This is a genomic window from Kitasatospora sp. NPDC058046, from assembly GCF_042885595.1.
In the GTDB taxonomy this organism is placed as follows: Bacteria; Actinomycetota; Actinomycetes; order Streptomycetales; family Streptomycetaceae; genus Kitasatospora.
On sequence record NZ_JBHVRS010000004.1, the window covers coordinates 450,666 to 474,939 of the forward strand.

At 74.5% G+C, this 24,274-nt stretch carries 21 protein-coding genes; 9 read left to right on the forward strand and 12 right to left on the reverse strand.

From position 1 onward, the window contains the following. Window positions 1-353 precede the first annotated feature (353 nt). The 6 genes from ACFVU7_RS11880 (at window position 354) to ACFVU7_RS11905 (ending at window position 9,360) form a co-directional block, all read left to right on the forward strand. Window positions 354-2,786 (forward strand): SulP family inorganic anion transporter, encoded by a 2,433-nt coding sequence (locus tag ACFVU7_RS11880; RefSeq protein WP_388044965.1) that lies wholly within the window; start codon window positions 354-356, stop codon window positions 2,784-2,786. Between the two features lie 264 nt (window positions 2,787-3,050). Next, window positions 3,051-5,027, forward strand: coding sequence for an acetate--CoA ligase (gene acs, locus ACFVU7_RS11885; RefSeq protein WP_117488519.1), 1,977 nt, complete (start codon window positions 3,051-3,053; stop codon window positions 5,025-5,027). A 430-nt stretch (window positions 5,028-5,457) separates the two neighbouring features. Then, window positions 5,458-6,864: a Na+/H+ antiporter NhaA gene (gene nhaA / locus ACFVU7_RS11890; RefSeq protein WP_388044966.1), complete on the forward strand. Its 1,407-nt coding sequence runs from the start codon at window positions 5,458-5,460 to the stop codon at window positions 6,862-6,864. Window positions 6,865-7,113: 249 nt separating this feature from the next. Further along, entirely contained in the window at window positions 7,114-7,590 is a 477-nt protein-coding gene (locus ACFVU7_RS11895; protein WP_049652144.1) for a phage holin family protein, read from the forward strand. 210 nt (window positions 7,591-7,800) lie between these two features. Further along, window positions 7,801-8,907 carry an alpha/beta fold hydrolase gene (locus ACFVU7_RS11900; protein ID WP_388044967.1) on the forward strand — a complete coding sequence of 369 codons (1,107 nt, stop codon included), beginning with the start codon at window positions 7,801-7,803 and terminating at the stop codon, window positions 8,905-8,907. Between the two features lie 252 nt (window positions 8,908-9,159). After that, window positions 9,160-9,360, forward strand: coding sequence for a hypothetical protein (locus ACFVU7_RS11905; protein ID WP_049652146.1), 201 nt, complete (start codon window positions 9,160-9,162; stop codon window positions 9,358-9,360). A gap of 112 nt (window positions 9,361-9,472) precedes the next feature. Here ACFVU7_RS11905 and ACFVU7_RS11910 read toward each other — a convergent pair whose 3' ends face one another. From ACFVU7_RS11910 to nth, 4 genes are all read right to left on the reverse strand, one after another. Continuing rightward, window positions 9,473-10,174 carry a metal-dependent hydrolase gene (locus ACFVU7_RS11910; protein ID WP_388044968.1) on the reverse strand — a complete coding sequence of 234 codons (702 nt, stop codon included), beginning with the start codon at window positions 10,172-10,174 and terminating at the stop codon, window positions 9,473-9,475. 153 nt (window positions 10,175-10,327) lie between these two features. Next, window positions 10,328-11,515 carry a MarP family serine protease gene (locus tag ACFVU7_RS11915; protein ID WP_049652148.1) on the reverse strand — a complete coding sequence of 396 codons (1,188 nt, stop codon included), beginning with the start codon at window positions 11,513-11,515 and terminating at the stop codon, window positions 10,328-10,330. A 46-nt stretch (window positions 11,516-11,561) separates the two neighbouring features. Further along, window positions 11,562-12,335, reverse strand: coding sequence for a CoA pyrophosphatase (locus tag ACFVU7_RS11920; protein ID WP_049652149.1), 774 nt, complete (start codon window positions 12,333-12,335; stop codon window positions 11,562-11,564). Then, window positions 12,332-13,225 (reverse strand): endonuclease III, encoded by an 894-nt coding sequence (gene nth / locus ACFVU7_RS11925; RefSeq protein WP_375876585.1) that lies wholly within the window; start codon window positions 13,223-13,225, stop codon window positions 12,332-12,334. Before nth ends, ACFVU7_RS11920 begins: the two co-directional genes overlap by 4 nt. Before the next feature lie 123 nt (window positions 13,226-13,348). Between nth and ACFVU7_RS11930 the strand changes: the two genes are divergently transcribed. Next, window positions 13,349-13,981 carry a DNA-binding response regulator gene (locus ACFVU7_RS11930; protein WP_380778627.1) on the forward strand — a complete coding sequence of 211 codons (633 nt, stop codon included), beginning with the start codon at window positions 13,349-13,351 and terminating at the stop codon, window positions 13,979-13,981. Window positions 13,982-14,215: 234 nt separating this feature from the next. After that, window positions 14,216-16,756, forward strand: a complete 2,541-nt coding sequence (locus ACFVU7_RS11935; RefSeq protein ID WP_388044969.1) for an ABC transporter permease — start codon at window positions 14,216-14,218, stop codon at window positions 16,754-16,756. Window positions 16,757-16,802: 46 nt separating this feature from the next. Here ACFVU7_RS11935 and ACFVU7_RS11940 read toward each other — a convergent pair whose 3' ends face one another. The 3 genes from ACFVU7_RS11940 to ACFVU7_RS11950 form a co-directional block, all read right to left on the reverse strand. Beyond that, on the reverse strand, window positions 16,803-17,915 hold the full coding sequence (locus tag ACFVU7_RS11940) for a sensor histidine kinase (RefSeq protein ID WP_388044970.1): 1,113 nt from the start codon (window positions 17,913-17,915) through the stop codon (window positions 16,803-16,805). Window positions 17,916-18,181: 266 nt separating this feature from the next. Beyond that, a complete protein-coding gene (locus ACFVU7_RS11945) occupies window positions 18,182-18,682 on the reverse strand; it encodes a MarR family winged helix-turn-helix transcriptional regulator (RefSeq protein ID WP_049659810.1) in 501 nt (166 codons plus the stop codon). Window positions 18,683-18,733: 51 nt separating this feature from the next. Beyond that, window positions 18,734-20,380: an FUSC family protein gene (locus tag ACFVU7_RS11950; protein ID WP_388044971.1), complete on the reverse strand. Its 1,647-nt coding sequence runs from the start codon at window positions 20,378-20,380 to the stop codon at window positions 18,734-18,736. 310 nt (window positions 20,381-20,690) lie between these two features. Between ACFVU7_RS11950 and ACFVU7_RS11955 the strand changes: the two genes are divergently transcribed. Beyond that, window positions 20,691-21,365: a Crp/Fnr family transcriptional regulator gene (locus ACFVU7_RS11955; RefSeq protein ID WP_030288117.1), complete on the forward strand. Its 675-nt coding sequence runs from the start codon at window positions 20,691-20,693 to the stop codon at window positions 21,363-21,365. Between the two features lie 84 nt (window positions 21,366-21,449). Here ACFVU7_RS11955 and ACFVU7_RS11960 read toward each other — a convergent pair whose 3' ends face one another. The 5 genes from ACFVU7_RS11960 to ACFVU7_RS11980 all read right to left on the reverse strand — a co-directional run bounded on the left by ACFVU7_RS11960 (window position 21,450) and on the right by ACFVU7_RS11980 (window position 24,202). Beyond that, window positions 21,450-22,283: an MBL fold metallo-hydrolase gene (locus tag ACFVU7_RS11960; protein WP_388044972.1), complete on the reverse strand. Its 834-nt coding sequence runs from the start codon at window positions 22,281-22,283 to the stop codon at window positions 21,450-21,452. Further along, window positions 22,280-22,453 carry a hypothetical protein gene (locus ACFVU7_RS11965; RefSeq protein WP_158077682.1) on the reverse strand — a complete coding sequence of 58 codons (174 nt, stop codon included), beginning with the start codon at window positions 22,451-22,453 and terminating at the stop codon, window positions 22,280-22,282. The genes ACFVU7_RS11960 and ACFVU7_RS11965 overlap by 4 nt, the downstream gene beginning before the upstream one ends. 144 nt (window positions 22,454-22,597) lie before the next feature. Beyond that, on the reverse strand, window positions 22,598-23,464 hold the full coding sequence (locus ACFVU7_RS11970; protein WP_074001790.1) for an NUDIX hydrolase: 867 nt from the start codon (window positions 23,462-23,464) through the stop codon (window positions 22,598-22,600). Between the two features lie 115 nt (window positions 23,465-23,579). Then, the gene (locus ACFVU7_RS11975; protein WP_388044973.1) at window positions 23,580-24,047 is read right to left on the reverse strand and encodes a RidA family protein; all 468 of its coding nucleotides are present in this window, start codon (window positions 24,045-24,047) and stop codon (window positions 23,580-23,582) included. Further along, window positions 24,044-24,202, reverse strand: coding sequence for a DUF4177 domain-containing protein (locus ACFVU7_RS11980; RefSeq protein ID WP_158835332.1), 159 nt, complete (start codon window positions 24,200-24,202; stop codon window positions 24,044-24,046). Before ACFVU7_RS11980 ends, ACFVU7_RS11975 begins: the two co-directional genes overlap by 4 nt. Window positions 24,203-24,274: the final 72 nt, after the last annotated feature.

Below are 24,274 nucleotides of genomic sequence, written 5' to 3' on the forward strand. Positions count from 1 at the left end.
GCCACGACCGCTGCGACCAGCAGATTCCCGACCGTTAGGCCACCACCCATTGGGGTGAATCAGGGGGTTTTCCGCTTCCCTCCCGGAACCACGCTGTGCAAAGCTTTCATTACCCTCGGTTTACCGAGTCTTGATGGTTCGCCCGGTGGCCCCCGGTGAGACGTCCCGCACCTCGCCCGAAGCCCTGGCGGGCCTGATGGTCAACGCCGGCCGGTGACACCCGCACTCCCCCGCCGCGCCCACGCCATCCCGCCACACCGTCGCGCCCACGACAGCCGATCCGCCCCGGAGCCCCACCCCGGATTCACCGCCGGACCTGACTGCGTTCGCTCCCCCGGACAGACGGGAAGACAATGACCCTCGACATCTCCAGTGCCCCCATCGCCTCCGACACCACCGACCACGCGCCGCCGGGCGCGGGCCCCCGCATCCGGTGGGCCCAGGATCTCTCCGCGTCCCTCGTGGTCTTCCTGATCGCCGTGCCGTTCTCCCTCGGCATCGCGCTCGCCACCGGCGCCCCGCTCACCGCCGGCCTGGCCGCCGCGGCCGTGGGCGGCATCGTGGTCGGGCTGTTCGGCGGCACACCGCTCCAGGTCAGCGGCCCCTCGGCGGCGCTGACGGTGATCACCGCCGGACTGATCGCCCAGTACGGCTGGCGGGCCACCTGCGCCATCACCGTCGCCGCCGGACTGCTCCAACTCCTGCTCGGCGCACGCCGGGTGGCCCGGACCGCGCTCGCCGTCTCGCCCGCGATCGTGCACGGCATGCTGGCGGGGGTCGGGATCACCATCGCCATCGCGCAGTTGCACGTCGTCCTCGGCGGCTCGCCGCAGAGCTCCGCGATCGCCGACATCCTGGCCCTTCCCGGCCAGTTGGCCGGCCCGCACCCACCCGCGCTGCTGGCCGGCGCGGTGACCGTGGCCGTCCTGGTCGGCTGGCCCCGGCTCGGCCGACTGCCCGGCCGAGCGGGCGAGTTCGGCGCCCGGCTGGCCAGGGTCCCCGGCCCGCTGGCCGGGGTCGCACTGGCCACCGCCCTCGTGTTCGCCCTGGACCTGCGGCTCGCCCACATCGAGCTGCCCGCCTGGCGGCCGCAGGCCCTCCTGCCCGCGCTGCCGCACGGCCCGGTCCTCGGGCTGCTCGCCGCCGTCCTCACCGTCACCGCCGTGGCCAGCGTGGAGTCGCTGCTGTCCGCCGTCGCGACCGACCGGATGTCCCGCCGCACCGGCGACCTCGACCGCGAACTGCGCGGGCAGGGCCTCGCCAACCTGGTGAGCGGACTGGTCGGCGGGCTGCCGGTCGCCGGGGGCGCGGTGCGCAGCACCGCCAACGTGCGGGCCGGCGGCCAGACCAGGTGGGCCTCGGTGCTGCACGGCGTCTGGGTGCTGGCCGCCGCGCTGGCGCTGACCGGCGGACTGCGCCGGATCCCCCTGGCCGCGCTCGCCGCGCTGGTGCTGGTGGTCGGGCTGCAGATGGTGAGCTTCGCGCACATCCGCAAGGTGCACCGGCACCGCGAGTTCCCGGTCTACCTGATCACCGTGCTCGGCGTGGTGGCCGGCGGCGTGCTGTGGGGTGTCGCGATCGGCGCCGGCACCGCCGTCCTGCTCGCCCTCTACCGGCTGACCCGCGCCCACGTGGACGTGGAGACCGGCCCCGGGGGCGCGGTCACCGTCCGGACGCACGGCCCGCTCACCTTCACCACCGTGCCCCGGCTCGGTCGGGCACTGGCCGGCATCCCGGCCGGGGCCGAGGTCACCGTGGTCCACGACGGCTCCTTCCTGGACCACGCCGCGTACGAGACGCTGCACACCTGGCGGGCCGGGCACCAGGAGGCGGGCGGCCTGGTCTCGATGGTGACGCGCCGCCAGGACGACGAGGTGCTCGACCCGGACGGCACCGTGCGTGCGGGCAGTTCACCGGGCCCGCACCGCTGCCGGGCCTGGACGCCCTGGGTCGGCCACCACTGCATCGAGCAGCAGGAGGACCCGCACGGCCGACTGCTGGACGGCGTCCGGGTGTTCCAGCTGCACACCGCCCCGCTGGTCCGGCCGGAACTCGCCCGGCTGGCGCGCGAGGGGCAGACGCCCTCCCAGCTCTTCCTGACCTGCGCGGACTCCCGGATGGTCACCAGCATGATCACCAACAGCGGTCCGGGGGACCTGTTCACCGTGCGGAACGTGGGCAACCTGGTGCCGGCCCCGCACGAACCCGGCGCGGCGGACGACTCGGTGGCCGCCGCGGTGCAGTACGCGGTCGAGGTGCTGGAGGTGTGCTCGATCACGGTCTGCGGCCACTCCGGCTGCGGCGCGATGCAGGCCCTGCTGGACGGCGTGCACGAGCGCCCCGGGCCGCCCACCCCGCTGACCCGCTGGCTGCGCAACGGCCGCGGCTCGCTGGACCGGCTCCGACGGGTCCCGGCGGAGTTCGCCGCCCGGCCCGCGGTGGACGTCGTGGAGCAGCTCTGCATCACCAACGTGGTCCAGCAGCTGGACCAGTTGCTGGCCAACCCGGCGGTGGAGCGCCGGGTCGAGGAGGGCACCCTGCGGCTGGTCGGGATGTACTTCGACCTCGCGACGGCCCAGGCCTACGTCCTCGACCGGGCCGCCGGGACGTTCAGCCCGGTCGAGGCCCGCACCGGGAAGGACGCGAACGGAATCGAACACCACACCGAGGCCCCCATCGGAACCGGCCCCGATGTCCGGCCGAACACAGCATCGGCCGAACGGGTGAGGGAGGATGATCGGGTTCCGGTCGAGGGCGGCGAGGAGGGCCCCCGGCTGGCCGCCTGAGAGCCGGGTCCGTGTCCCCGCCGGGCGGGCCGGGGCACGGGCCCACCCACCCCCGAACGGCCGTCCGGTCCTCCGCGGCGGACCGGACGCGAGGCCGGCCGGTCGCCGGTCGGCCGCCGCCCGGCCGTCGGTCAAAGGTCTACACCAATTCACAGGAGCCTCTTGTCAACTGCCCCGTTCGCCTGGTGAGCTGTGCGCTGGGACACACGGGACAATCCCCACGCACGGGATCGCCCCCGATCATGACTCGATGAGGAGTGCGCGTTGAGCAACGAGAGCCTGGCCAACCTGCTCAAGGAGGAGCGGCGCTTCGCCCCTCCGGCAGAGCTCGCCGCCGCCGCCAACGTCACCGTGGCCGCGTACGCGCAGGCCTCCGAGGACCGTCTGGGCTTCTGGGCCGAGCAGGCCCGTCGCCTCACCTGGGCCGTCGAGCCGACCGAGACCCTCGACTGGTCCAACCCTCCCTTCGCCAAGTGGTTCGCCGACGGCAAGCTCAATGTCGCGTACAACTGCGTCGACCGCCACGTGGAGAACGGCCTGGGCGACCGGGTCGCCATCCACTTCGAGGGCGAGCCCGGCGACGGCCGTTCGATCACGTACGCCCAGCTCAAGGACGAGGTCTCGCAGGCCGCGAACGCGCTGCTGGAGCTCGGCGTCCGCAAGGGCGACCGGGTCGCCGTCTACCTGCCGATGATCGCCGAGGCGGTCGTCGCGATGCTCGCCTGTGCCCGGATCGGCGCCACCCACTCGGTGGTCTTCGGCGGCTTCTCCTCCGACGCCGTCGCCTCCCGCATCCAGGACGCCGAGGCCAAGCTCGTCATCACCGCCGACGGCGGCTACCGGCGCGGCAAGCCCTCCGCCCTCAAGCCGGCCATCGACGAGGCGCTCACCAAGGTCGACGGCGTCGAGCACGTCCTGGTGGTCCGCCGCACCGGGCAGGACATCCCGTGGACCGAGGGCCGCGACGTCTGGTGGCACGAGATCACCGCGCGTCAGTCCACCGAGCACACCCCCGAGGCGCACGACGCCGAGCACCCGTTGTTCATCCTCTACACCTCGGGCACCACCGGTAAGCCCAAGGGCATCCTGCACACCTCGGGCGGCTACCTCACCCAGGCCAGCTACACCCACCACGCGGTCTTCGACCTCAAGCCGGAGACCGACGTCTACTGGTGCACCGCCGACATCGGCTGGGTCACCGGCCACTCGTACATCGTCTACGGGCCGCTCTCCAACGGCGCCACCCAGGTCATCTACGAGGGCACCCCGGACACCCCGCACCAGGGCCGGTTCTGGGAGATCGTCCAGAAGTACGGCGTGACCATCCTCTACACCGCGCCGACCGCGATCCGCACCTTCATGAAGTGGGGCGACGACATCCCCGCGAAGTTCGACCTGTCCTCGCTGCGGGTGCTGGGCAGCGTCGGCGAGCCGATCAACCCCGAGGCGTGGATCTGGTACCGGGAGCACATCGGCGGCGGCACGTGTCCGATCGTGGACACCTGGTGGCAGACCGAGACGGGCGCCATCATGATCAGCCCGCTGCCGGGCGTCACCGAGACCAAGCCGGGCTCGGCCCAGCGCGCCCTGCCGGGCATCGCGGCCACCGTGGTGGACGACAACGCCGCCGAGGTGCCGAACGGCTCCGGCGGCTACCTGGTGCTCACCGAGCCGTGGCCGTCCATGCTGCGCACCATCTGGGGCGACGACCAGCGCTACATCGACACCTACTGGTCGCGCTTCGAGGGCCGCTACTTCGCCGGTGACGGTGCCAAGAAGGACGAGGACGGGGACATCTGGCTGCTCGGCCGGGTGGACGACGTCATGCTCGTCTCGGGCCACAACATCTCGACCACCGAGGTCGAGTCGGCCCTGGTCGGCCACCCGTCCGTGGCCGAGTCCGCCGTGGTCGGCGCGACCGACGCCACCACCGGCCAGGCCATCGTCGCCTTCGTGATCCTGCGCGGCGGTGCCACCGAGAGCCCCGAACTGGTCGAGGAGCTGCGGGCCCACGTCGGCCGCACGCTCGGCCCGATCGCCAAGCCGAAGCAGATCAAGGTGGTCGGCGAGCTGCCGAAGACCCGCTCCGGCAAGATCATGCGCCGCCTGCTGCGCGACATCGCCGAGGGCCGCGAGGTCGGTGACACCACCACCCTGGCGGACAGCACGGTGATGAGCCAGATCCAGGCCCAGCTGCCGTCCTCGGACAACGGCAACGGCAACGGCAACGGCAACGGCTGAGCCCACCGGGCCGGCGGCCGCTGACCCTCCGGGTCCGCGACGGCTGACCCACTGAGACAACGGCTGTGCCCCGGACGGTGATCCCCGTCCGGGGCACAGCCGTTTCGCCATCCGTTTCGTCAGCCGTACGACAACCGTCTCGCCGGTCGTTCCGCCGGTCGTTCCGTCAACCGCCGCTTCCGCACCCGTTCGGGTACAGAGCGACCGTTCGGGTGCCGGGTCGCTGCTCCTCCGGAGTGCAGAACCGGCCCGTAGGGCTTAAGTCCTTGGATAGGACAATCCGGATGTCACCCAAACGTCCCGCTAGACTATTAAGGACGCATCAAGATCCCTGACGGGAGTCGCGGGCGTCACAGGGCGCGCCGGGAAGTCTGGTCGGCAACTGCACCACCCGTGCATCCGTTGCCGCTCCCAGCCCCAGGAGGTCCCCGTGACCGACCAGCCGCCCGTCCATGAGCCGACGAACCGCCGCCGGCAGTTCCTCGGCCGGCTGTCACTGCCCGAGCGCACCTTCATCACCGACGCCCTGCGCACCGAGACGGTCGGCGGCATGCTGCTGCTGGGCGCCGCCGTCATCGCGCTGATCTGGGCCAACGTCTGGCCGCAGGCCTACCAGAGCGTGCTCGACTACACCGTCGGCCCCTCCGCCCCGCTCCACCTCGACCTCTCCCTGGCCACCTGGGCCAAGGACGGCCTGCTGACGATCTTCTTCTTCGTCGCCGGGATCGAGCTCAAGCGCGAGTTCGTCGCGGGTGAGCTGCGCACGCCCAGTGCCGCGCTGCTGCCCGTGGTCGCCGCCGTCTGCGGGGTGGCGCTGCCCGCGATCCTCTTCGCCCTGGTGAACTCCGGCCCCGGCGGGCACCCCGGCGGCTGGGCGATCCCGACCGCCACCGACATCGCCTTCGCACTCGGCGTGCTGGCCGTGGTCGGCAGCCACCTGCCGTCCGCGCTGCGCGCCTTCCTGCTCACCCTGGCGGTCGTCGACGACCTGATCGCGATCCTGATCATCGCGATCTTCTACAGCCACGGCATCAAGTTCTGGGCGCTCGGCCTCGCCTTCGCCGGGCTGGTGCTGTTCTGGTTCCTGCACCGGCGCGGTGTCCACGGCTGGTACCTCTTCGTGCCGCTGGCCGTCGTGAACTGGGCGCTGATGCACGAGAGCGGCATCCACGCCACGGTGGCGGGCGTCGCGATGGGCCTGATGCTCCGCTGCCACCGGGAGGGCGACGAGCAGCACTCCCCCGGCGAGCACATCGAGCACCTGGTCCGCCCGTTCTCGGCCGGCCTGGCCGTCCCGGTGTTCGCCCTGTTCTCGGCCGGCGTGGCCGTCTCCGGTCCGAAGCTGCGCGAGGTGTTCACCCAGGCCGCACCGCTCGGCATCGTGATCGGTCTGCTGGTCGGCAAGTCCGTGGGCGTGCTGGGCGGCGCCTGGCTGACCGCCCGGTTCACCAGGGCCGAGCTGAACCCGCGGCTCAAGTGGGCCGACATGGTCGCGGTCTCGGTGCTCGCGGGCATAGGTTTCACCGTCTCGCTGCTGATCAGCGAACTGGCCTTCCCGGACGACCCGGCACTCGCCGCCCGGGCCAAGACGGCCGTGCTGGTCGGCTCGGTGCTCGCCGCGGCGGTCGCCACGGTCCTGCTGAAGCTGCGCAACCGGCACTACCGCGAGCTGTGCGAGGAGGAGGACCGGGACCTGGACGGGGACGGTGTCCCGGACGTCTACCAGGAGGACGACCCGGCCTGGCGGGCACGGGTCGGCGAGGCGGCCCACCCGACGACCGACGAGGGGCAGGACCCCGCCCCCGGCCCCCGGGACCGGCCCGGCCAGCCCGGCTGAGGCACCTGGGAGCCCCCTGGAGAACCCCTCCGGAAAAGCGCCCCGCAAACCCCTCCGGGAGGCCTCCGGAGCGCCCCGGCCGCCGGGACACGTCCCTCCGGCGGGGCCCCGGAGTGGTGTCCGACTGACCGGTAGGGGCATGATTCTGAGCTGTCGACAACCCACAGACGCCTCCGGACCCCCCACCGGCCCCCGGAACCGCACACCCGCGGCGGCGTCACGCCGTACAGCCGCAGAGGAGAACCGCTGATGCCCGCAGGAGCCGCAGACCCGTCCAGCAACGGCCGGGCGCCCTACGAGGGCGAGCGTTCGGTGGGGCAGCTGTTCGCGGCGGCCACCGCCGACCTGTCCGCGCTGGTCCACGACGAGATCGCGCTCGCCAAGTCCGAGATCCGGGCGGACGTCAAGCGCGGCGTCTCGGGCGGCGTCTCGCTGATCGTCGCCGGTGTGGTGGCGCTGTTCTCCATCCCGATGCTGAGTGCCGCGGCGGCCTTCGGCATCCACGCGCTGGGCCTGTCGCTGGGCTGGTCCTTCCTGATCGTGGCGGGCGCCTACCTGCTGCTCGCGGTGCTGCTCGGGATGCTGGCCTGGCGCTCGTTCAAGAAGATCGAGAAGCCGGTGCGCACCATCGAGGGCGCCCAGAAGACCGCCGACGTGCTGAAGAACGCCCGGCCGCGCCCGGCCACCCAGGAGGAGATCGACCGGGCCTTCGGCCGCATCCCGTAAACCGGCGTCCCACAACCGGCGCCCGGTAACCGGCGCCCCATAACCGGCGCCCCGTCACCGACCAGGCGCCGCCGGGGCTGCGGCAGGAGGACGCCAGGGCAGCAGCAGGGCAACGGCAGGGGGCGGACGGCGCCGCGTCGACGGGCGCCGGACCGGCCGACAACGAGTGCCGGGCACGTGTCCGACGCGCGGATGTGACACGCTCTCGGTATGCCGCTTGACCAGACGCCCGTGCCCGCGCAGCCGTCCGCCGACTCCGGCCCCGACTCCGGTCCTGACTCCGGCGCCGGGCTCACTCCCGAAGGCCCCGAAGGCCCCGGCGGCCCCGGCGCCGCCTCCGAGGACACCGGCCCCGAGGACACCGGCCCCGAGGACAACAGTCCGACCTCCGCCGGGACCTCGGCGGAGAGCGGCGAGGCCTGGAACGTCCGGCAGCCCGGCCCGTGGACGCACCGCGACCTCGCGGCCAACGGCGCCCGCTTCCACATCGCCGAGCTGGGCTCCGGCCCGCTGGTGCTGCTGGTGCACGGCTGGCCCGAGTACTGGTGGGCCTGGCGCCACCAGCTGACCGCGCTCGCCGAGGCCGGCTACCGGGCGGTGGCGCTCGACCTGCGCGGCATAGGCGGCAGCGACCGCACCCCGCGGGGGTACGACCCGGGCAACCTCGCCCTGGACATCACCGGGGTGATCCGCTCGCTCGGCGAGCGCCGGGCGCACCTGGTCGGGCACGCCTCCGGCGGCACCCTGGCCTGGGTGGCGGCGGTGATGCGGCCGTCCGTCATCCAGAGCCTCACCGTGGTCTCCGCCGCGCACCCGCGGGACCTGCGCCGTGCGCTGCTGACCGACCGCCGGCAGTTCGCCGCCTTCGACCACGTGCTGGGCTTCCAGCGGCCGTGGATACCGGAACGCCGCCTGGTGGCCGACGACGCCGAGCTGGTCGGCCGCTACCTGACCTCCTGGACCGGTCCGAACAGCCTGGACGAGGCCGCGCTGCACGCGTACCGGCAGGCGATCCAGATCCCCAGCACCGCCCACTGCTCGATCGAGCCGTACCGCTGGCTGCTGCGCTCGATGGCCCGGCCGGACGGCATCCAGTTCGCCCGGCGGATGAAGAAGCCGATCACCGCGCCGACCCTGCACGTCCAGGGCGCCGCGGACCCGGTGCTGCTGTCGCACACCGCGCTCGGCGGCGGCGAGTACGTCGCGGCGCCGTACCGCTGGCGGCTGCTGCCGGGGGTCGGGCACTTCCCGCACGAGGAGGCGCCGGAGGAGTTCACCGCCGAGCTGCTGGACTGGATCGGCCGCCACAAGGAGTGACCCGGTACGGTCCCGCCCGGTGCGGCCGCACGAACCGGGGGCACGGCCGTACGAACCGGGGGCGCGGCCGTACGGAACCGGGGGCACGGCCGTACCGGGCGGGCACGCGGCCGTACGTGCGGTCCACGGGACGGGCTCTCGGCCCCAACTCCCCTATCTTTACGCTCATATGACAACCGCATAGGCCAATTTCGGCGAGGCCCGGGCGGTTACCTCCACCGGCCCAGGGGCATCCCTTCCGGTATGAGTTGGATGCCCGAAAGCGGCGGCGCCCCGCGCGGCCGACGTCACAACAGCCCCCAGCGCTCCGCCCACCGGCCCGACCGGGCGGACGACCTCGGTTTCGACGGCCCCGACGGCCGTCAGCGCACGGAGCGGCGGCAGCTCGGCATCCCCCGCATCCTCGGCCGGCGCGCCCGCTGGGTGGGCGCACGACTGCGGCGCGAGACCTGAGGCCTCGCGCCGCGTCCACCGTCGGCCGGTGCGCCGGGCGCCGGAAGCGCCCGGCGGGCCCGGCGGGCCCGACAGGCCCGTTCAGTTCACCGTCGTCACAGACACCGTCGCCTCAGTTCACGATCGTCGGCGACAGCGCGGTGAACCAGAGCAGGACGAAGGTCGCCACCGACATGATCGGCACCAGCACCTTGGTCTCGACGCTGTTCCCGCTGCGCTTGATCAGCACGACCTCGTAGCGCTCCTTGTGCGGCCAGAGCAGCGGCGCGCCCTTCTTGGTCAGGCAGTCGCCGAGCAGGTGCGCCAGCGTGCCCAGGGCCACCGCGTACGGCAGCCAGCCGGGCGAGTTGGGCATCCAGGTGTTCATCCCGAAGGTGCCGAGCGCGGCCAGGCCGATGACGGTGATCCACGCCTCCGGGCCGTCGCCCGGCGGGCAGAGCCGCAGCGCCCGGATCGCGAGCGCCAGCAGGAAGAAGGTCAGCCCGAGGGTGAAGTAGCGGCCCAGGTAGGTGACCCCAGCCCAGGTGCTGGCGCCCATCAGCGCGACGAACAGCAGCGAGTGGGTGGCGTGCCGGTGGCCGCCGGAGATCCAGGCCACGAAGCGGCAGAGCATCTTGGAGACCGGACCGAGGAAGTTGGCGATCGAGCCGTCGTGGTGGTCGAGGTCCGGCAGCAGGGCCGCGCCCGCGCACAGCACCGTGCCCATCAGTATGTCCGCGGGCTGCAGGGTGGTGTGCAGCAGCAGCGGGGGCAGGAAGGGGGCCGAGGCCGCGTACAGCATCGCCCCGCTCACCGCGTGCGAGTGACCCATCATCGGACTGCCACGACCTCCTGTCGGGCCCACCCCGGGACGGCGCCCGGTTGAGCCGAACGGGTGAGCGCGGCCGAGGCTACCAGTGCCGTCTGACGGAGCGACGGATATCGGCCGCTCCGGCCCGGCGCGACTCCCCCGGGCTCCGGCCCCCGGTCAGAGCGCGCAGCCCTGGGTGTCCACCCGGGCGGTCGCGGCGCCGCCCTGCACGGCGTCCTCGCGCACCTCGGCCGCGGTCAGCACGTAGCCGGTGTCCGCGCTGTCCAGGGACTTGGCGAAGACCACGCCGTACACCTCGCCGTCCGGGGTGAGCAGCGGTCCGCCGCTGTTGCCCTGCCGGACCAGCGAACGCACCGAGTAGACGTCGCGGACCACCTGGCCGCGGTGGTAGATGTCCGGGCCGTTGGCCTGGATCCGGCCGCGGATGCGGGCCGGCTGGACGTTGAAGGCGCCGTTCTCCGGGAAGCCGGCCACGATCGCGCTGTCGTTGGTCCTGGCCTCGCCCGCGAAGGCCAGCGGGGGCGCGTTCAGCTTGGGCACGTCCAGGACGGCGATGTCGCGCTGCCAGTCGTAGCGGACCACCGTCGCGTCGTACAGCTGGCCGACGCCGCCGATCTGCACGGTCGGCTCGTTGACCCCGCCGACCACGTGGGCGTTGGTCATCACCCGGTGCGGGGCGAAGACGAAGCCGCTGCCCTCCAGGGTCTTGCCGCAGGAGGTCGCCGTGCCGACCACCTTGACCAGGCTCTGCCGGGCCCGCGCCACCGCCGGGCTGCCGGCCAGCGCGGGGTCGGGGCTGTCGACCTGGGTGATCGGCTCGTGCTCGAAGGGGTTGAAGACCTGCGGGAAGCCGTTGCGGGCGAGCACCTTGGAGAAGTCCGAGAACCAGTTCGGCGCGTCGTCGGGCAGCGCGTTCTGCACCCCGCCGAGGACCGCCGAGGACCGGACCTGCTTGGAGACCGTCGGGAGCGACGCCCCGGCCAGCGCCGAACCGATCAGCCAGGCCACCAGCAGCATCGAGACGACGTTCACCACCGCGCCGCCGCTCGCGTCCAGCACCCGGGCCGGGCGGCGGCCGATGTGCCCGCGCAGCTTCCAGCCGAAGTGCGCGGTGACCGCCTGGCCGATCGCGGCGAGGACGATCACCACCACCACGGCCACCACCGAGGCCGTCGTGCCGGGGCCGATGTGGTCGAGCAGCAGCAGCGGCAGCAGCTCGACGGCGAGCAGGCCGCCGCCGAGGAAGCCGACCAGTGAGAGCACGCCGACCACGAAGCCCTGCCGGTAGCCCGACACGGCGAATGCCACGGCCGCGGCGATCAGCAGCACATCCAGGACGTTCACTCGGACACCCTCCCACGGCCCGCGCGCCGGACGCGCCGGCGGCCCGTCACGAAGCGTCGGCGTCGCCGCCCGGCAGCACCCGGGAGTGTTCGAGGTCGCCCTGGACCAGGGCCAGCGCCTCGTCCGACAGGTCGACGACCTTGGACGGGTCCCAGGGCAGCTCCAGGCCGCTGTGGTGCAGCACCCGGTCGATCACCCCGGCGGTGAAGCCCCAGACCAGCCGCCCGGCGACCGCGAAGGCGGGCCCGACGTGCCCGGACGGATGGCGCAGCCGCACCCGGTTCTCCGGGTCCGCCAGCTCCGCGACGGTGACCCGGAACACCGCGCCGGTCTCCGCCGCGTCCACCGGGCGCACCGGCGACTCCTCGCGCCACCAGCCGAGCACCGGGGTCACCACGAAGCTGCTCACCGGGATGTACAGCCGGGGCAGCTCGGCGAACACCTGCACCCCGGCCGGGTCCAGGCCGGTCTCCTCCCAGGCCTCGCGCAGCGCCGCCGCGATCGGGCCCGGGCCGTTCGGGTCGCCGTCCTCCGGATCCAGCGCGCCGCCCGGGAAGGACGGCTGCCCGGCGTGCGAGCGCAGCGAGCGGGCCCGCTCGATCAGCAGCAGGTCCGGGCCCTGCGGCCCCTCGCCGAACAGCATCAGCACGGCCGCCGGACGGCCGCCCTCGGCCGGCGGCAGGAACCGGCTCAGCTGCTCCGGCATCACCCGCTCGGCCGCCTCCCGGACCGGCTCCAGCCAGGCCGGCAGCCCGTCCAGCTCGATGCCCCGCGCGACTCCCCCGGCCTCCGGCCCGGGGTGCCCGCACCGCCCGCTCACGCGTCCACCGCCAGGTCCGCGACCTGTCCGTGGTGGACGGCGGCGTCCGCACGGGCGGCCGCCTCCCCGGGGAAGTCGGCCGGCGGCCGCAGCCGCTGCCCGGGCTGGCCGCCCATCTCGTACTTCAACAGCTTGCGTGCCTTCTCCGGGTCGGTCTCCCCCTCGCCGTACGAGGGGCAGAGCGGCGCGATCGGGCAGGCGCCGCAGGCGGGCTTCTGGGAGTGGCAGATCCGGCGGCCGTGGAAGACCACCCGGTGCGAGAGCATCGTCCACTCCGACTTCGGGAAGATCTCGGCGACGGCCGCCTCGACCTTCACCGGGTCGTCCTCGGTGGTCCAGGCGAACCGGCGGGCCAGCCGCCCGAAGTGGGTGTCCACGGTGATGCCGGGGACCCCGAAGGCGTTGCCGAGGACGACGTTGGCGGTCTTGCGGCCGACGCCGGGCAGGGTCACCAGGTCGGCCAGCCGACCGGGGACCTCGCCGCCGAACTCGTCGCGCAGCGCTATCGACAGGCCGATGAGCGACTTCGCCTTGTTCCGGAAGAATCCGGTCGGGCGGATGACCTCCTCCAGCTCCTCCGGGTTCGCCGCCGCCATGTCCTCCGGCGTCGGGTACTTCGCGAACAGCGCCGGGGTGGTCTGGTTCACCCGGAGGTCGGTGGTCTGCGCCGACAGCACGGTGGCCACCAGCAGTTGGAAGGGGTTCTCGAAGTCCAGCTCCGGGTGCGCGTACGGGTACAGCTCCGCCAGCTCGCGGTTGATCCGCCGGGCCCGCCGCACCATCGCCAGGTGCGATTCCGGCTTCCTCGGCTTCACCGCCGCCGTCTTCACCGCCGCCGTCCTCGCCACCGGCTTCTTCGCCGCGGCCTTCCGGACCTTGCTCTCTGCCATGCACGAAGGCTACGCCGACCGGAGGACCGCTCGGGGCCGATCAAGCACGGAAACCCGCCCTGGCAAGGCCTGTTGTCTAATGAACTCCGCCCGTGGCCGTCACCTGACAGGGGGAGTGTGCGGATGATCAGGGTCCTGCTGGCAGAGGACATGAGCATGGTGCGCGGCGCGCTGATGGCCCTCCTCGCGTACGAGGAGGACCTGGAGGTCGTCGCCGACGTGGAGCGCGGGGACCAGGTGGTGCCGACCGCCCTGGAGGTGCGCCCGGACGTCGCGGTGCTCGACATCGACCTGCCCGGACTGGACGGGCTGCGGGCGGCCGCCGAACTGTACGAGAAGCTCCCCGGCTGCCGGACGCTGGTCCTCACCGGACTGGTGCGACCCGCCCACCTGCGCGCCGCGCTCTCCGCCCGTGCGCTCGGGTTCCTCGGGAAGGACGCCCCGGCCCGGGAGCTGGCCGCGGCGATCCGCAAGGTGGCCGCCGGTGAGCGCGTCGTCGACCCGGAGCTGGCGCTGGCCGCCCTGGACACCCGGGAGAACCCGCTGACGCCCCGGGAGTCGGAGGTCCTGCGGCTCGCGGCGCGGGGGGACTCCGTCAGCGAGATCGCCGCCCGGCTGTTCGTCTCGACGGGCACCGCGCGCAACCACCTGGCCGCCGCGGTGGCCAAGACCGGGGGCCGCGGCCGGGTCGACGCGATCCGGATCGCCGAGGAGATGGGCTGGCTGCCGACGGTGGGTCCGGATCGTTCCCGGTGATCCGCCGACCCGGAGGCGTCGGGTCACCGGATCCACGGGGCGACGGGGCCACGGGGCGACGGGGCGACGGGGCGACGGGGCGACGGACCGTGCGTTTCCCATGGATCCGGCCGTGGACGGCCCACGGCGCGGCTCACCAAGGCCTTCCTTCGTCAACGAAGGGAATTCCGTCCGAAGCGCCCGGAGCTAGGCTCGCGATGTCATCGAGGGCGTACCGGCGGGGGGCTGAGCCACGTGTTGAAGCTGGCCTGGCGGACGGTACGGGCCCGGAAGGCGGGCTTCGCCGGCGCCTTCACCGCGCTCCTCTGCGCCCTGGTCCTGACCACCGCCTGCGGGGTCCTGCTGGAGTCCGGCCTGCGCGCGGGCACGCCGACCGAACGGTACGCCGCGGCCCCCCTCGTGATCGGCCACGGCCATCGCCTCCCGGACGCCGGACCGCTGACCGGCGCACTCGCCGAACTGCCCGGTGTCTCGGCCGCCCTCCCCGAGGTCTCCTTCCCGGCGGCCGTGGCCACCGCCGACGGGCGGGTCCTGTCCGGACCGCAGGGCGGCCCCTCGCTCGGGCACTCCTGGACGAGCGCCGCCCTCGCCCCGTTCCGGCTGACCTCCGGCCGCGCCCCGGCCGGACCGGACGAGGTGGTCCTCGACACCGCGACGGCCGCCCGCGCCGGGGTCGCGCCCGGCGGCACCGTACGGCTGGCCACCACCGGGGCGCCGCGCGACTACACCGTGTCCGGACTGGCCGCGCCGCCAAGGGAGTTGTCCCGCCAGAGCGCGCTCTTCTTCAGCCCCGGGCAGGCCGCCCGGCTCGCCGGGACGACGACCGGCGCGGACGCGATCGGCATCACCGTCACGGAGGGGACCGACCTGCGGGCGTTGGCCGGGCAGGCCCGGCGGGCGCTCGCCGAGGCGCGGGCCCGCGACGGCGAGGCGGACTGGTCCGGGCCCCGGGTGCACACCGGCGACGAACGCGGCGAGCTGGAGCTCACCGGCACGTCCGGGCCCGGGGACGGCCTCTCCTCGCTCGCCGGGACGATGGGCGTCCTGTCGCTGCTCGTCTCGACCTTCGTGGTGGCCGGGGCGCTCGCGCTCTCCGTCCAGCAGCGGCTGCGCGAGATGGCCCTGCTGCGGGCGGTCGGCGCCACCACCGGGCAGGTGCGGCGGATGATCGCGCTGGAGACGCTGCTGCTGACCCTCGCGGCCGCGGTCGTCGGCCTCCCGGCCGGGACCGGCCTCGCCGCACTGCTGCGGGGCGCACTGGCCGACCGCGGGGTGGTCGGCCCGGACGTGCCGCTGCACATCGGGCCGACCGCCCCACTGGTCGTCCTCGGCGGCACCGTCGTCACCGCCCAGCTGGCCGTCCGGGCCGCCGCGCGCCGGGCCTCCCGGGTCGAACCCACCCGGGCGCTGCGCGACGCCTCGACGCCGCCGCCGCGGATCGGCCGGCTCCGTGCCGGCCTCGGACTGGCGACGCTCGCCGTCTGCGGCGTGGTGCTGGCCCACTCGACGGGCGGCCGCGACGGGGCCGGTACGGCCGAGGGCATGGTGGTGCCGCTGCTGCTCGGGGTGGCCCTGCTCGGGCCGCTGATCGGCCGGGTCGCCGGTGTGGTGATCGGCGGGCCGGTGGGCCTGCTCTTCCCGGTCGCCGGGTTCCTCGCCTCCGCCTCCCTGCGGGCCCAGCCCCGCCGCTTCGCGGCCGCCGTCACCCCGCTGGTACTGGCGGTGGCCTTCAACGGCAGCATGCTGCTCGTCCCGGTCGTCAAGGCGCAGGCCGGCGCCGCCGAGGAGGGCCGGCGGCTGCTGGCCGACCACGTGGCCCAGGCGAGGGGCATCGGACTGCCGACGGAATTCACGGAAGCCGTCCGCGGGTTGCCCGGCGTCGCGGCGGCCGGCGGCCTGGTCCCCGGCTTCGTCATGGTGTCCTCGGGCTCCGCGGCGGACGGCGGCGGCGCCGCCGGGGCGGACGCCCGGATCGTGGACCCGCAGGGGCTGGAACAACTGCTCGACCCCGGGGTGACGGCCGGCTCGCTGGACCGGCTGCGCGGCGAGAGCATCGCCCTGGGGCGGCGGACGGCCTCCCGCCTCAAGGTCGGCGTCGGCGCCCCGGTCCGGATCCGCTGGGATGACGGCAGCGACAGCACCGCCACGGTGGCGGCCGTCTACGAGCGCGAGGACCGCTTCGCCGACGCGTTGCTGCCCACCGGATTCGCCGCCGCCCACCTGCCGGACCTGCTCGCGGCGACCGTACTGGTCCGCACCGCCCCCGGCGCCGACCCCGGGCAGGTGACCCGGGAACTCCAGGGGCTCACCCCGGCCTACCCGATGGCCCGGATCAGCGACCGGGCCGACTACGACGCGGCACGCCGGCACCAGCAGGAGGCGGCCACCGCGGTGGCCCGGCTGCTGCTCGGCGTCATCAGCCTGTTCACCGCCATCTCCGTCGTCAACACCATGGTGATGGCCACGTCCGAACGGCTGCGCGAGTTCGCGCTGCTGCGGATGGTGGGGACCACGCGCCGCCAGGTGCTGCGGATGATGGCCTGGGAGGGCGGGATCACGGTCGCCGTGGCGCTCCTCCTCGGCGCGGCGGTCACCGCCGCCGTCCTGGTCCCGGTCGGCCTGGCACTCGGCGGCCCGGCCTGGCCCGCGCCGCCCGGGAGTTGGGTGGCCGCGGTGCTGGGCGGGGCGGCGCTGCTGGGGGCGGGCACCGTCCTGCTGACCACCTGGCTGGCCCTGCGGCGGGAGCCGACCGAGGCGATGGGGATGCGCGAATGACCGGGCCGCGTGGACCTGTCGGCCGTACCGGGCAGGCGGACCGCGGTCAGGCGGCGCGGGCGGCCGACCGGGCGGGCGCGGCCTCGACGACGGCCGCGAGGTGGAACCAGCCCGCTCCGTCCCGCTCGGCGGTCAGCCGGCCGTCGACCGACCGCAGCCGCTCGGTGAGGTTCCCGATGCCGCGCCCACCGCCGGGTTCGTCCGGACCATCGCCCAACTCGCCTTGCACGTCGCCGGTTTCGTCCGGAACGCCGTCGTTGGAGACCACCAGGCGCACCGTGCCGAGGTCGTCCCGGCCCGCCCGGATCCCGCAGCGCCGGGCCGTGCTGTGCCGGAGCAGGTTGGTGACCGCCTCGCGCAGCACGGTGGCCAGCACCGCGTCGAGTTCGGGCCGCAACCCCTCGCAGTCCAGGTCGGCCTCGACCTCGATCCCGGCCGCCCGCAGCGTCGCGACCGCCGAACGCGCCTCCCGCGCCAGGGACATCCGGACGTCGCCGCTGGAGAGCCGGCGGGTGTCCGCCATCGCCTGCCGCACCAGCGCCAGCACCTCGGCGAGCTCCGCGCGGGCCCGCTCCGGGTGCTCCGCGGCCAGCCGCTCGACGAGCTGGCACTTCAGCGCCGCCACCGAGAGGCTGGAGCCGAGCAGGTCGTGCAGGTCGCGCGCGAAGCGCAGCCGCTCCCGGTCCACCGCGAGCTCGGCCAGCTCGGTCCGGGCCGCCCGCAACTCGGTGATCAGGTCGGCGAGTCGGGCCACCCCGTACACCACGATGCCACCCACGACGACGGACACCGACGCGTTGACGCACTGGCCGGTGTTCCCGCCCAGCGCCGCGCAGAGCGGGTACTGGGCGACCACCAGCGCGGCGGCCAGCGCCCAGGAGCGCGGCGCCGCGACGGTCAGCAGCACCGACCCGGCGAACGAACCGGGGATGCCGACCCACGTCCCGTCGAGGAGCAGGAAGGGCAGGTAGGTGAGCACCCCGTGGGCGACCAGGCTCCACGGCCACCAGCGCCGCGCCAGGCGCCACGGGCCGGCGTGCCCGATCTGGAAGCCGAGCAGGACCAACAGGAGGGCGACGGCGGGCAGTTGGTAGGCCAGACCGTCGTGGTTGCGGACCGTGGCCACCGCCGAGGCGGCACAGAAGCCGACGGCGGTCATGACCACGATGCCCCGGGTGAGCCGCGTGAGGGGGTCGGCCGAGCCGCCCGGGCGCTTCGGCCGGAGACGATCGCCGCCGGTTCGGTCCGCGCTGTGGCCCAAGGGGAGCTCCCGGTAGACGACTCGACACGCCGCACGCGACGTACGGAGCCCGCTTCGTACCCGACGCGCCCCCGTACACCGCACCGCGAGCATACGGTCCCACCGGAGCAGCGCCGTTGACGCTTCGTCGGAGTCCGTCGAGCCGGCAGCCGGGGCCCGTCGGCTCAGCCCGGGGTGCGGCCGATCGTCCCCTCCAGGCTGTTCAGCAGGCCGCTGAGGGCCTCGGCGAGCCGGTCCTGCTCGGCGGGGGTGAGGCCGGCCAGCAGGGCGCGGTCGTGGGCGACCAGCTCCTGGATCAGCCCGTCCACCAGGGTGCGGCCCTGCTCGGTGAGCGCGAGGTGGGCGACCCGGCGGTCCCGGTCGTCGGTGCGGCGGCTGACCAGGCCTCGCTCCTCCAGCAGCCGCAGCCGCTTGGTGACGGCCGCGCCGGAGGCGAAGCTCTCCCGGGCGAGCTGGGTGGGGGTCAGCTCGCGGTCGAGGCGGAGCAGGGCACCGAGGATGTCGAACTCGGCGCGGGTGAGGCCGGCCCGGGTGAGCGGGTCGGGGGTCTGCTGGAGCAGGGCGGCGCAGCGGTTGATCCGGCCGAGGACGGCGATCGGACCGGTGTCCAGCCCCGGGTAGGCCCGCTCCCACTGGCGCAGCACACCTGCGACGACGTCCTCCACGCGTGCTGCTCCCGTTCTGCGGCCTGCCGGTCGGCTTCGACCCTGTCGATCCTAGGCCGTGTCCGGTTGGTCCCCTCGGCCGCGGCGTTCCAGCAGGGCGGCCAGCAGGTGGTGGGACCGCTGCTCGGTGGCGGCGGCGCGCTGGTGCGGGAGGGCGGGGCGGCGCCACTCGCCGGCGGCGGTGTCGGTGGCCTCGCGCAGTTCCAGCAGCGCGGCGGCGAGGCCGGTGCGGGCGGCGCGCGCTTCCGGGGCGCTCGCGGCGGAGACGGTGGAGACGGCGGCCAGGGCCCGGTGGCCGGCGGCCTCGGCTCCGGCCAGGGCGTGGGTCAGCCGGGTGGCGGTGCGGCGGTTGGTGACCAGCAGGCAGGCCGCGAGGCCGGTGAGCGCGCCGACGCAGGTGTCCAGCCAGCGGTCGGCGACCAGCGTCCCGGCCGGTTGCGGGCCCGCGAACTCCGTCATCAGCAGCGCCATCGGGGTCACGAAGACCGTCGCCAGCCAATAGCTGCGGGCGATCGTCGCCTCGGCCCCGAACTGGCAGAGCAGCCCGAGCCCGATCAGCGCCACCGGGCCCGAGTGGGCGACGGGCAGCGCGGCGGTGAACAGCAGCAGGCCGAGCAGGTTGCCCAGCACCCGCTGCAGCGCGCGCTGCCAGGACTGCGTGCTGTTGGCCTGGAACACCGAGGCGGCGGTGACCACCGCCCAGTACGGCCGGCCGACGCCGAGCGCCAGCGAGAGCCACCCGGCGGCGGCGCAGCCGACCGCGACGCGCAGCGCGATCGGCAGCAGCGCCGAACCCGGTCGCAGCGCCAGCCGCAGCGGTGGCCGGGGGCCGGGCCGGCGGGCGGCCGCGGCCTCCGTCTCCGTCTCCGCGGCCTCCGCCTCGGTGAGGTCGGGCGACGGCAGCGGGCGGCCGCGCCGGAGCTCGCGGGCCCGGTCGAGGTACCACCCGGCGTCCTCGGGCCGGGCCGGTCCGGCGAGCGCGGCCTCCGCGCGGACCAGCAGCCGCTCGGGCGCGTCGCCGAGGGCGCGCCGCCGGGCCGGGGAGGAGAGCGCGAGGCTCTGCCGGGCCGCCTCGACCGCGCCGACCAGGGCGGTACGGGCGGCGGCGTCCGGCCGGCCTGGATCGGTCCGCAGCAGCCGGGCCGCGGCCTCCAGGGCGCGGGCGGCGGCGATCCGCTCGGGCCCGTACGGGCGCACCAGGGCCGGGGCCATGCAGACCAGCCAGGCCAGTGCGGCGCCGAGCGCGGTGAGCGCCAGGTGCGGCGGGACCTCGCCGAGCCGCTGCGGGACGAAGGCGCAGCTGGAGGAGGTGAAGGTGATGATCAGACTGCCGGGCGGGCCGACCCGGGCGGCGTCGCAGAGCAGCTTGTGCAGGGCGGCGAGCACCGCCGCGACCGCGACCAGGACGGCGGCGTCGCGGGTCAGCGCGGCGGCGGTGAGGGCGGCACCGGTGCTGAGCACGGTCCCGAGCAACACGCCGACCAGCATCCGGGCCCGGGCCCGGTACGGCAGGCCGTGCCCGTACAGCGCGCCCAGGCCGCCGGCCGAGGTGTAGAGGGCGAGGTCGAGCCGGCCGAGGCCGAACAGGGTGAGGTTGAGCGCGCCGAGGGTGACCACGGCGCTGAGCGCGGGCTTGTGCCAGCCGTCCCCGGCCGGACCGACCCGAAGTGCCTGGCGGAACTGGGCGGTGGTGACCATGCAAAAAAGATTAACAGGTAATTTATCCGTGAAACATATGTCCGCGGTGCCGCACCCCGGACACCCGCACGGTGAGGGCGATTCCCTGTTCGAGTCGGACGGACAAGAGTTCGACCGACAGCCGCCGGAGGCCTCCCGTTCCCGGGCCCGACCCGTGGTCCGCCGGTACGAATGGCCCCGCACGGCACACCCCGACACACCCCCTCCTCATATGATCGGAGCGACATGCGCCATGCTTGGTGATGCAGAACACTGAACGGAACTTGCGCCGGACGGCCCACCCGCCGTACGGCCGAGAAGGAGGAAGCACGTGGACGACGTTCTGCGGCGCGCCGCACTCTTCGCGGCACTCGACGACGAACAGGCCGGCGAGCTGCGCGCTTCCATGACCGAGGTCACCCTCGCCCGTGGGGAGTCGCTGTTCCACGAGGGCGACCCGGGCGACCGGCTGTACGTCGTGGCGGAGGGCAAGGTCAAGCTGCACCGCGCCTCCCCGGACGGCCGCGAGAACATGCTCGCCGTGCTCGGCCCCAGCGAGATGATCGGCGAGCTGTCGCTGTTCGACCCGGGCCCGCGCACCGCGACCGCCAGCGCGCTGACCGAGGTCAAGCTGCTGGGCCTCGGCCACGGCGACCTCCAGCCCTGGCTGCACGCCCGCCCCGAGGTCTCCATCGCACTGCTGCGGGCCATCGCCCGCCGCCTGCGCCGCACCAACGACGTGATGTCCGACCTGGTCTTCTCCGACGTGCCCGGCCGCGTCGCCAAGGCCCTGCTGGACCTCTCCCGCCGGTTCGGCGTGCAGTCCGAGGAGGGCATCCACGTCGCCCACGACCTCACCCAGGAGGAGCTGGCCCAGCTGGTCGGCGCCTCCCGCGAGACGGTCAACAAGGCGCTCGCCGACTTCGCCGGCCGCGGCTGGCTGAAGCTGGAGGCCCGCGCGGTGGTCCTGCTGGACGTCGAGCGGCTGTCGCGCCGCTCGCGCTGACACCCGCGAACCCGCGAACGCGGAAGGGCCCGTCCGGATCGGACGGGCCCTTCCGCGTCCACCGGGCCCTACGCGTCCACCGCGTCAGTCGGCGCCCTGGATCAGCCCGTGCTCCTCCAGGTAGTCCAGCTGGGCCCGCACCGACAGCTCGGCGGCCGGCCAGAGCGCCCGGTCCACGTCGGCGTAGACCCGGGCCACCACCTCGGAGGCGCTCCGGCAGCCCGCCTCGACCGCGGTCTCCACCTGGGCGAGCCGCGACGCCCGGTGGGCCAGGTAGTAGTCGACGGCGCCGAGCGCGTCCGCGAGCACCGGGCCGTGGCCCGGCAGCACGGTCCGCACGCCGTGCCGGGAGGCCATGGTGTGCAGGTGGCGCAGCGAGTCCAGGTAGTCGCCGAGCCGGCCGTCGGGGTGCGCGACCATCGTGGTGCCGCGGCCGAGCACGGTGTCGCCGGTGAGCACCGCGCCGTCGGCCGGCAGGTGGAAGGTCAGCGAGTCCGAGGTGTGCCCCGGGGTGGCCACCACCCGCAGGTCCAGGCCGCCGACGTCCAGGCGCTGGCCGCCGACCAGGCCCTCCGAGCCCAGCCGGTGCGCCGGGTCCAGGGCCCGTACCTCGCTCCCGGTCAGCTCGGCGAAGCGGGCCGCGCCCTCGGAGTGGTCGGCGTGGCCGTGGGTGAGCAGGGTCAGCGCGATCCGCTTGCCCCGTTCCTCCGCGAGGTCGACCACCCGGCGCAGGTGCCCCTCGTGCAGCGGGCCCGGGTCGATCACCACCGCGAGGTCCGAGCCCGGCTCGGAGAGCAGCCAGGTGTTGGTGCCGTCCAGCGTCATCGGCGACGGGTTCGGCGCCAGCACGCACAGCGCCCGAGGGGTGGCCTCGCCGCCGACGGCGGCGGCGGGGTCGCCCGGCAGGAGTCCGCTCACCGACCGCCTCCGACGTGCCGGTGCAGGGCCCGCAACGGCAGCGCCCGGACGAGGGCGCGCTGCGCCACCTCGACGAACGGGACCTGGCTGTCGCAGGCGAGGTCACGGGGGTTCAGGCGGCGGGCGGGCAGCTCGGGTGCCGTCCGGCGAGCCACGTCGTCGTGGGTCATCGGGCGTCGGTCCTTTCTCTGCGTCGGTACGGCAAGGTCGGGTCGTGCGGGTCGTGCGGGTGGTGCAGGTCGTGCCGGTCGTGCCGGTCGTGCGGAGCGCGTCGGCCGTACGGCTCGTACGACCGGTCCCCGTCGGTGGAACGCTCAGGACCCCTCGGGGAACTCCCCGTCGATGGTCAGTTCCTCGTAGCCGGGCCAGCGGACCGTCAGACGGTCGCCGCGGACCTCGGCCCGGCCCAGGACCGGCGCCAGCGGGCGGTCGGCGGCCGCGGCCAGGGCCTCGGCGGCGGTCCGTACCGACGACAGCTCGCGCAGCACCGTCACAGTCGGCGGCAGCATGCCGAAGCGGCCCTCCCGGTGGCCCCGCACCGCCTCGGCCGGGGTCAGCCAGGCGACCCGGTCGGCCTCTCCGACCTCCAGGGCCGCGCGCTGGCCGGCCGGCAGCGCGGCGACGAAGAACCAGGTGTCGTAGCGCCGTTCCTCGAACTCCGGGGTGATCCAGCGGGCCCAGCCGCCCAGCAGGTCGCTGCGCAGCACCAGCCCGTGGTCGCGGAGGAACTCGGCGAAGGACAGCTCGTGGGCCTCCAGCGCGGCCCGCTCGGCGGACCAGTCGCGCGGCGCGGCGACGCTGTCGGCGTCCGGGCCGGCCAGCAGCACGCCGGCCTCCTCGAAGGTCTCGCGGACGGCCGCGCAGACCACCGCCCGCGCCGTCCGGGCGTCCACCCCGAGCCGCCGGGCCCACTCCTCGGGCGACGGACCGGCCCAGCCCGGCTCGACCTCGGCGTCCCGCGGGTCCACCCCGCCGCCCGGGTAGGCGTACATCCCGGCCGCGAAGGCCATCGAGGTGCGCCTGCGCAGCAGGTAGGCCTCCGGCCCCTCGGCGGCGTCGCGCAGCAGCACGACGGTCGCGGCGGCCCTGGGCACCGGCGGGGTCACCGCGCCGGATTCGACCGCCCGGATCCGGGCGGGCCAGCCGGGCGGCATCGGCAGCGTCGTCGCTCGATGGTCCATGCCCGGATGCTAGGGCGTGCCCGACGATTACCGCCAGGCTCACGAGTGGATCGGGCCCACCCGGGCACCACGGAGGCGGGGCCGGACGAGCCCGGCCCCGCCTCCGTGATCACGCTCAGGCGCTCTTGACCCGCACCAGGATCTCGACCTCGACCGGGGAGTCCAGCGGCAGCACCGCGACGCCGACGGCGCTGCGGGCGTGCACGCCCGCCTCGCCGAGCACCGCGCCGAGCAGCTCGCTGGCGCCGTTGACGACGGCCGGGACGCCGATGAAGTCGGGGGCGGCGGCGACGAAGCCGACGACCTTGACGACCTGCTCGACCTGGTCGAGGTCGCCGATCACCGACTTCACGGCGGCCAGGGCGTTCAGCGCGCAGATCCGCGCGAGGTCCTTGGCCTCCTCCGGGGACACCTCGGCACCGACCTTGCCGGTGCTCGGCAGCTTGCCGCCGACGACCGGGAGCTGGCCGGAGGTGAACACGAGGTCGCCGGTCCGCAGGGCCGGGACGTAGGCGGCGACCGGGGCGGCCACCTCCGGCAGGGTCAGGCCCAGCTCGGCGAGCTTCGACTCGACCCGGCTCATGCGCTCTTCTCCCGCTTGAAGTAGGCCACCAGCTGCTCCGGGTTCGGGCCGGGCACGACCTGGACGAGCTCCCAGCCGTCCTCGCCGAAGTTGTCCAGGATCTGCTTGGTCGCGTGCACCAGCAGGGGCGCCGTCATGTATTCCCACTTGGTCATGGCCAGACTCTAGACGAGCCGTCGCGGCGATCCGCGCCGCCCGCCGCGAGGCGTGTGAGGTGGGGCACAAAC

Bases quoted from the DNA above. Each gene is read 5' to 3' on its own strand.
- ACFVU7_RS11880 (WP_388044965.1), top strand. From the start codon at position 354: ATGACCCTCGACATCTCCAGTGCCCCCATCGCCTCCGACACCACCGAC.
- ACFVU7_RS11895 (WP_049652144.1), top strand. From the start codon at position 7,114: ATGCCCGCAGGAGCCGCAGACCCGTCCAGCAACGGCCGGGCGCCCTAC.
- ACFVU7_RS11900 (WP_388044967.1), top strand. From the start codon at position 7,801: ATGCCGCTTGACCAGACGCCCGTGCCCGCGCAGCCGTCCGCCGACTCC.
- ACFVU7_RS11905 (WP_049652146.1), top strand. From the start codon at position 9,160: ATGCCCGAAAGCGGCGGCGCCCCGCGCGGCCGACGTCACAACAGCCCC.
- ACFVU7_RS11910 (WP_388044968.1), bottom strand. From the start codon at position 10,174: ATGATGGGTCACTCGCACGCGGTGAGCGGGGCGATGCTGTACGCGGCC.
- nth (WP_375876585.1), bottom strand. From the start codon at position 13,225: ATGGCAGAGAGCAAGGTCCGGAAGGCCGCGGCGAAGAAGCCGGTGGCG.
- ACFVU7_RS11930 (WP_380778627.1), top strand. From the start codon at position 13,349: ATGATCAGGGTCCTGCTGGCAGAGGACATGAGCATGGTGCGCGGCGCG.
- ACFVU7_RS11940 (WP_388044970.1), bottom strand. From the start codon at position 17,915: ATGACCGCCGTCGGCTTCTGTGCCGCCTCGGCGGTGGCCACGGTCCGC.
- ACFVU7_RS11950 (WP_388044971.1), bottom strand. From the start codon at position 20,380: ATGGTCACCACCGCCCAGTTCCGCCAGGCACTTCGGGTCGGTCCGGCC.
- ACFVU7_RS11965 (WP_158077682.1), bottom strand. From the start codon at position 22,453: ATGACCCACGACGACGTGGCTCGCCGGACGGCACCCGAGCTGCCCGCC.
- ACFVU7_RS11970 (WP_074001790.1), bottom strand. From the start codon at position 23,464: ATGGACCATCGAGCGACGACGCTGCCGATGCCGCCCGGCTGGCCCGCC.
- ACFVU7_RS11975 (WP_388044973.1), bottom strand. From the start codon at position 24,047: ATGAGCCGGGTCGAGTCGAAGCTCGCCGAGCTGGGCCTGACCCTGCCG.
- ACFVU7_RS11980 (WP_158835332.1), bottom strand. From the start codon at position 24,202: ATGACCAAGTGGGAATACATGACGGCGCCCCTGCTGGTGCACGCGACC.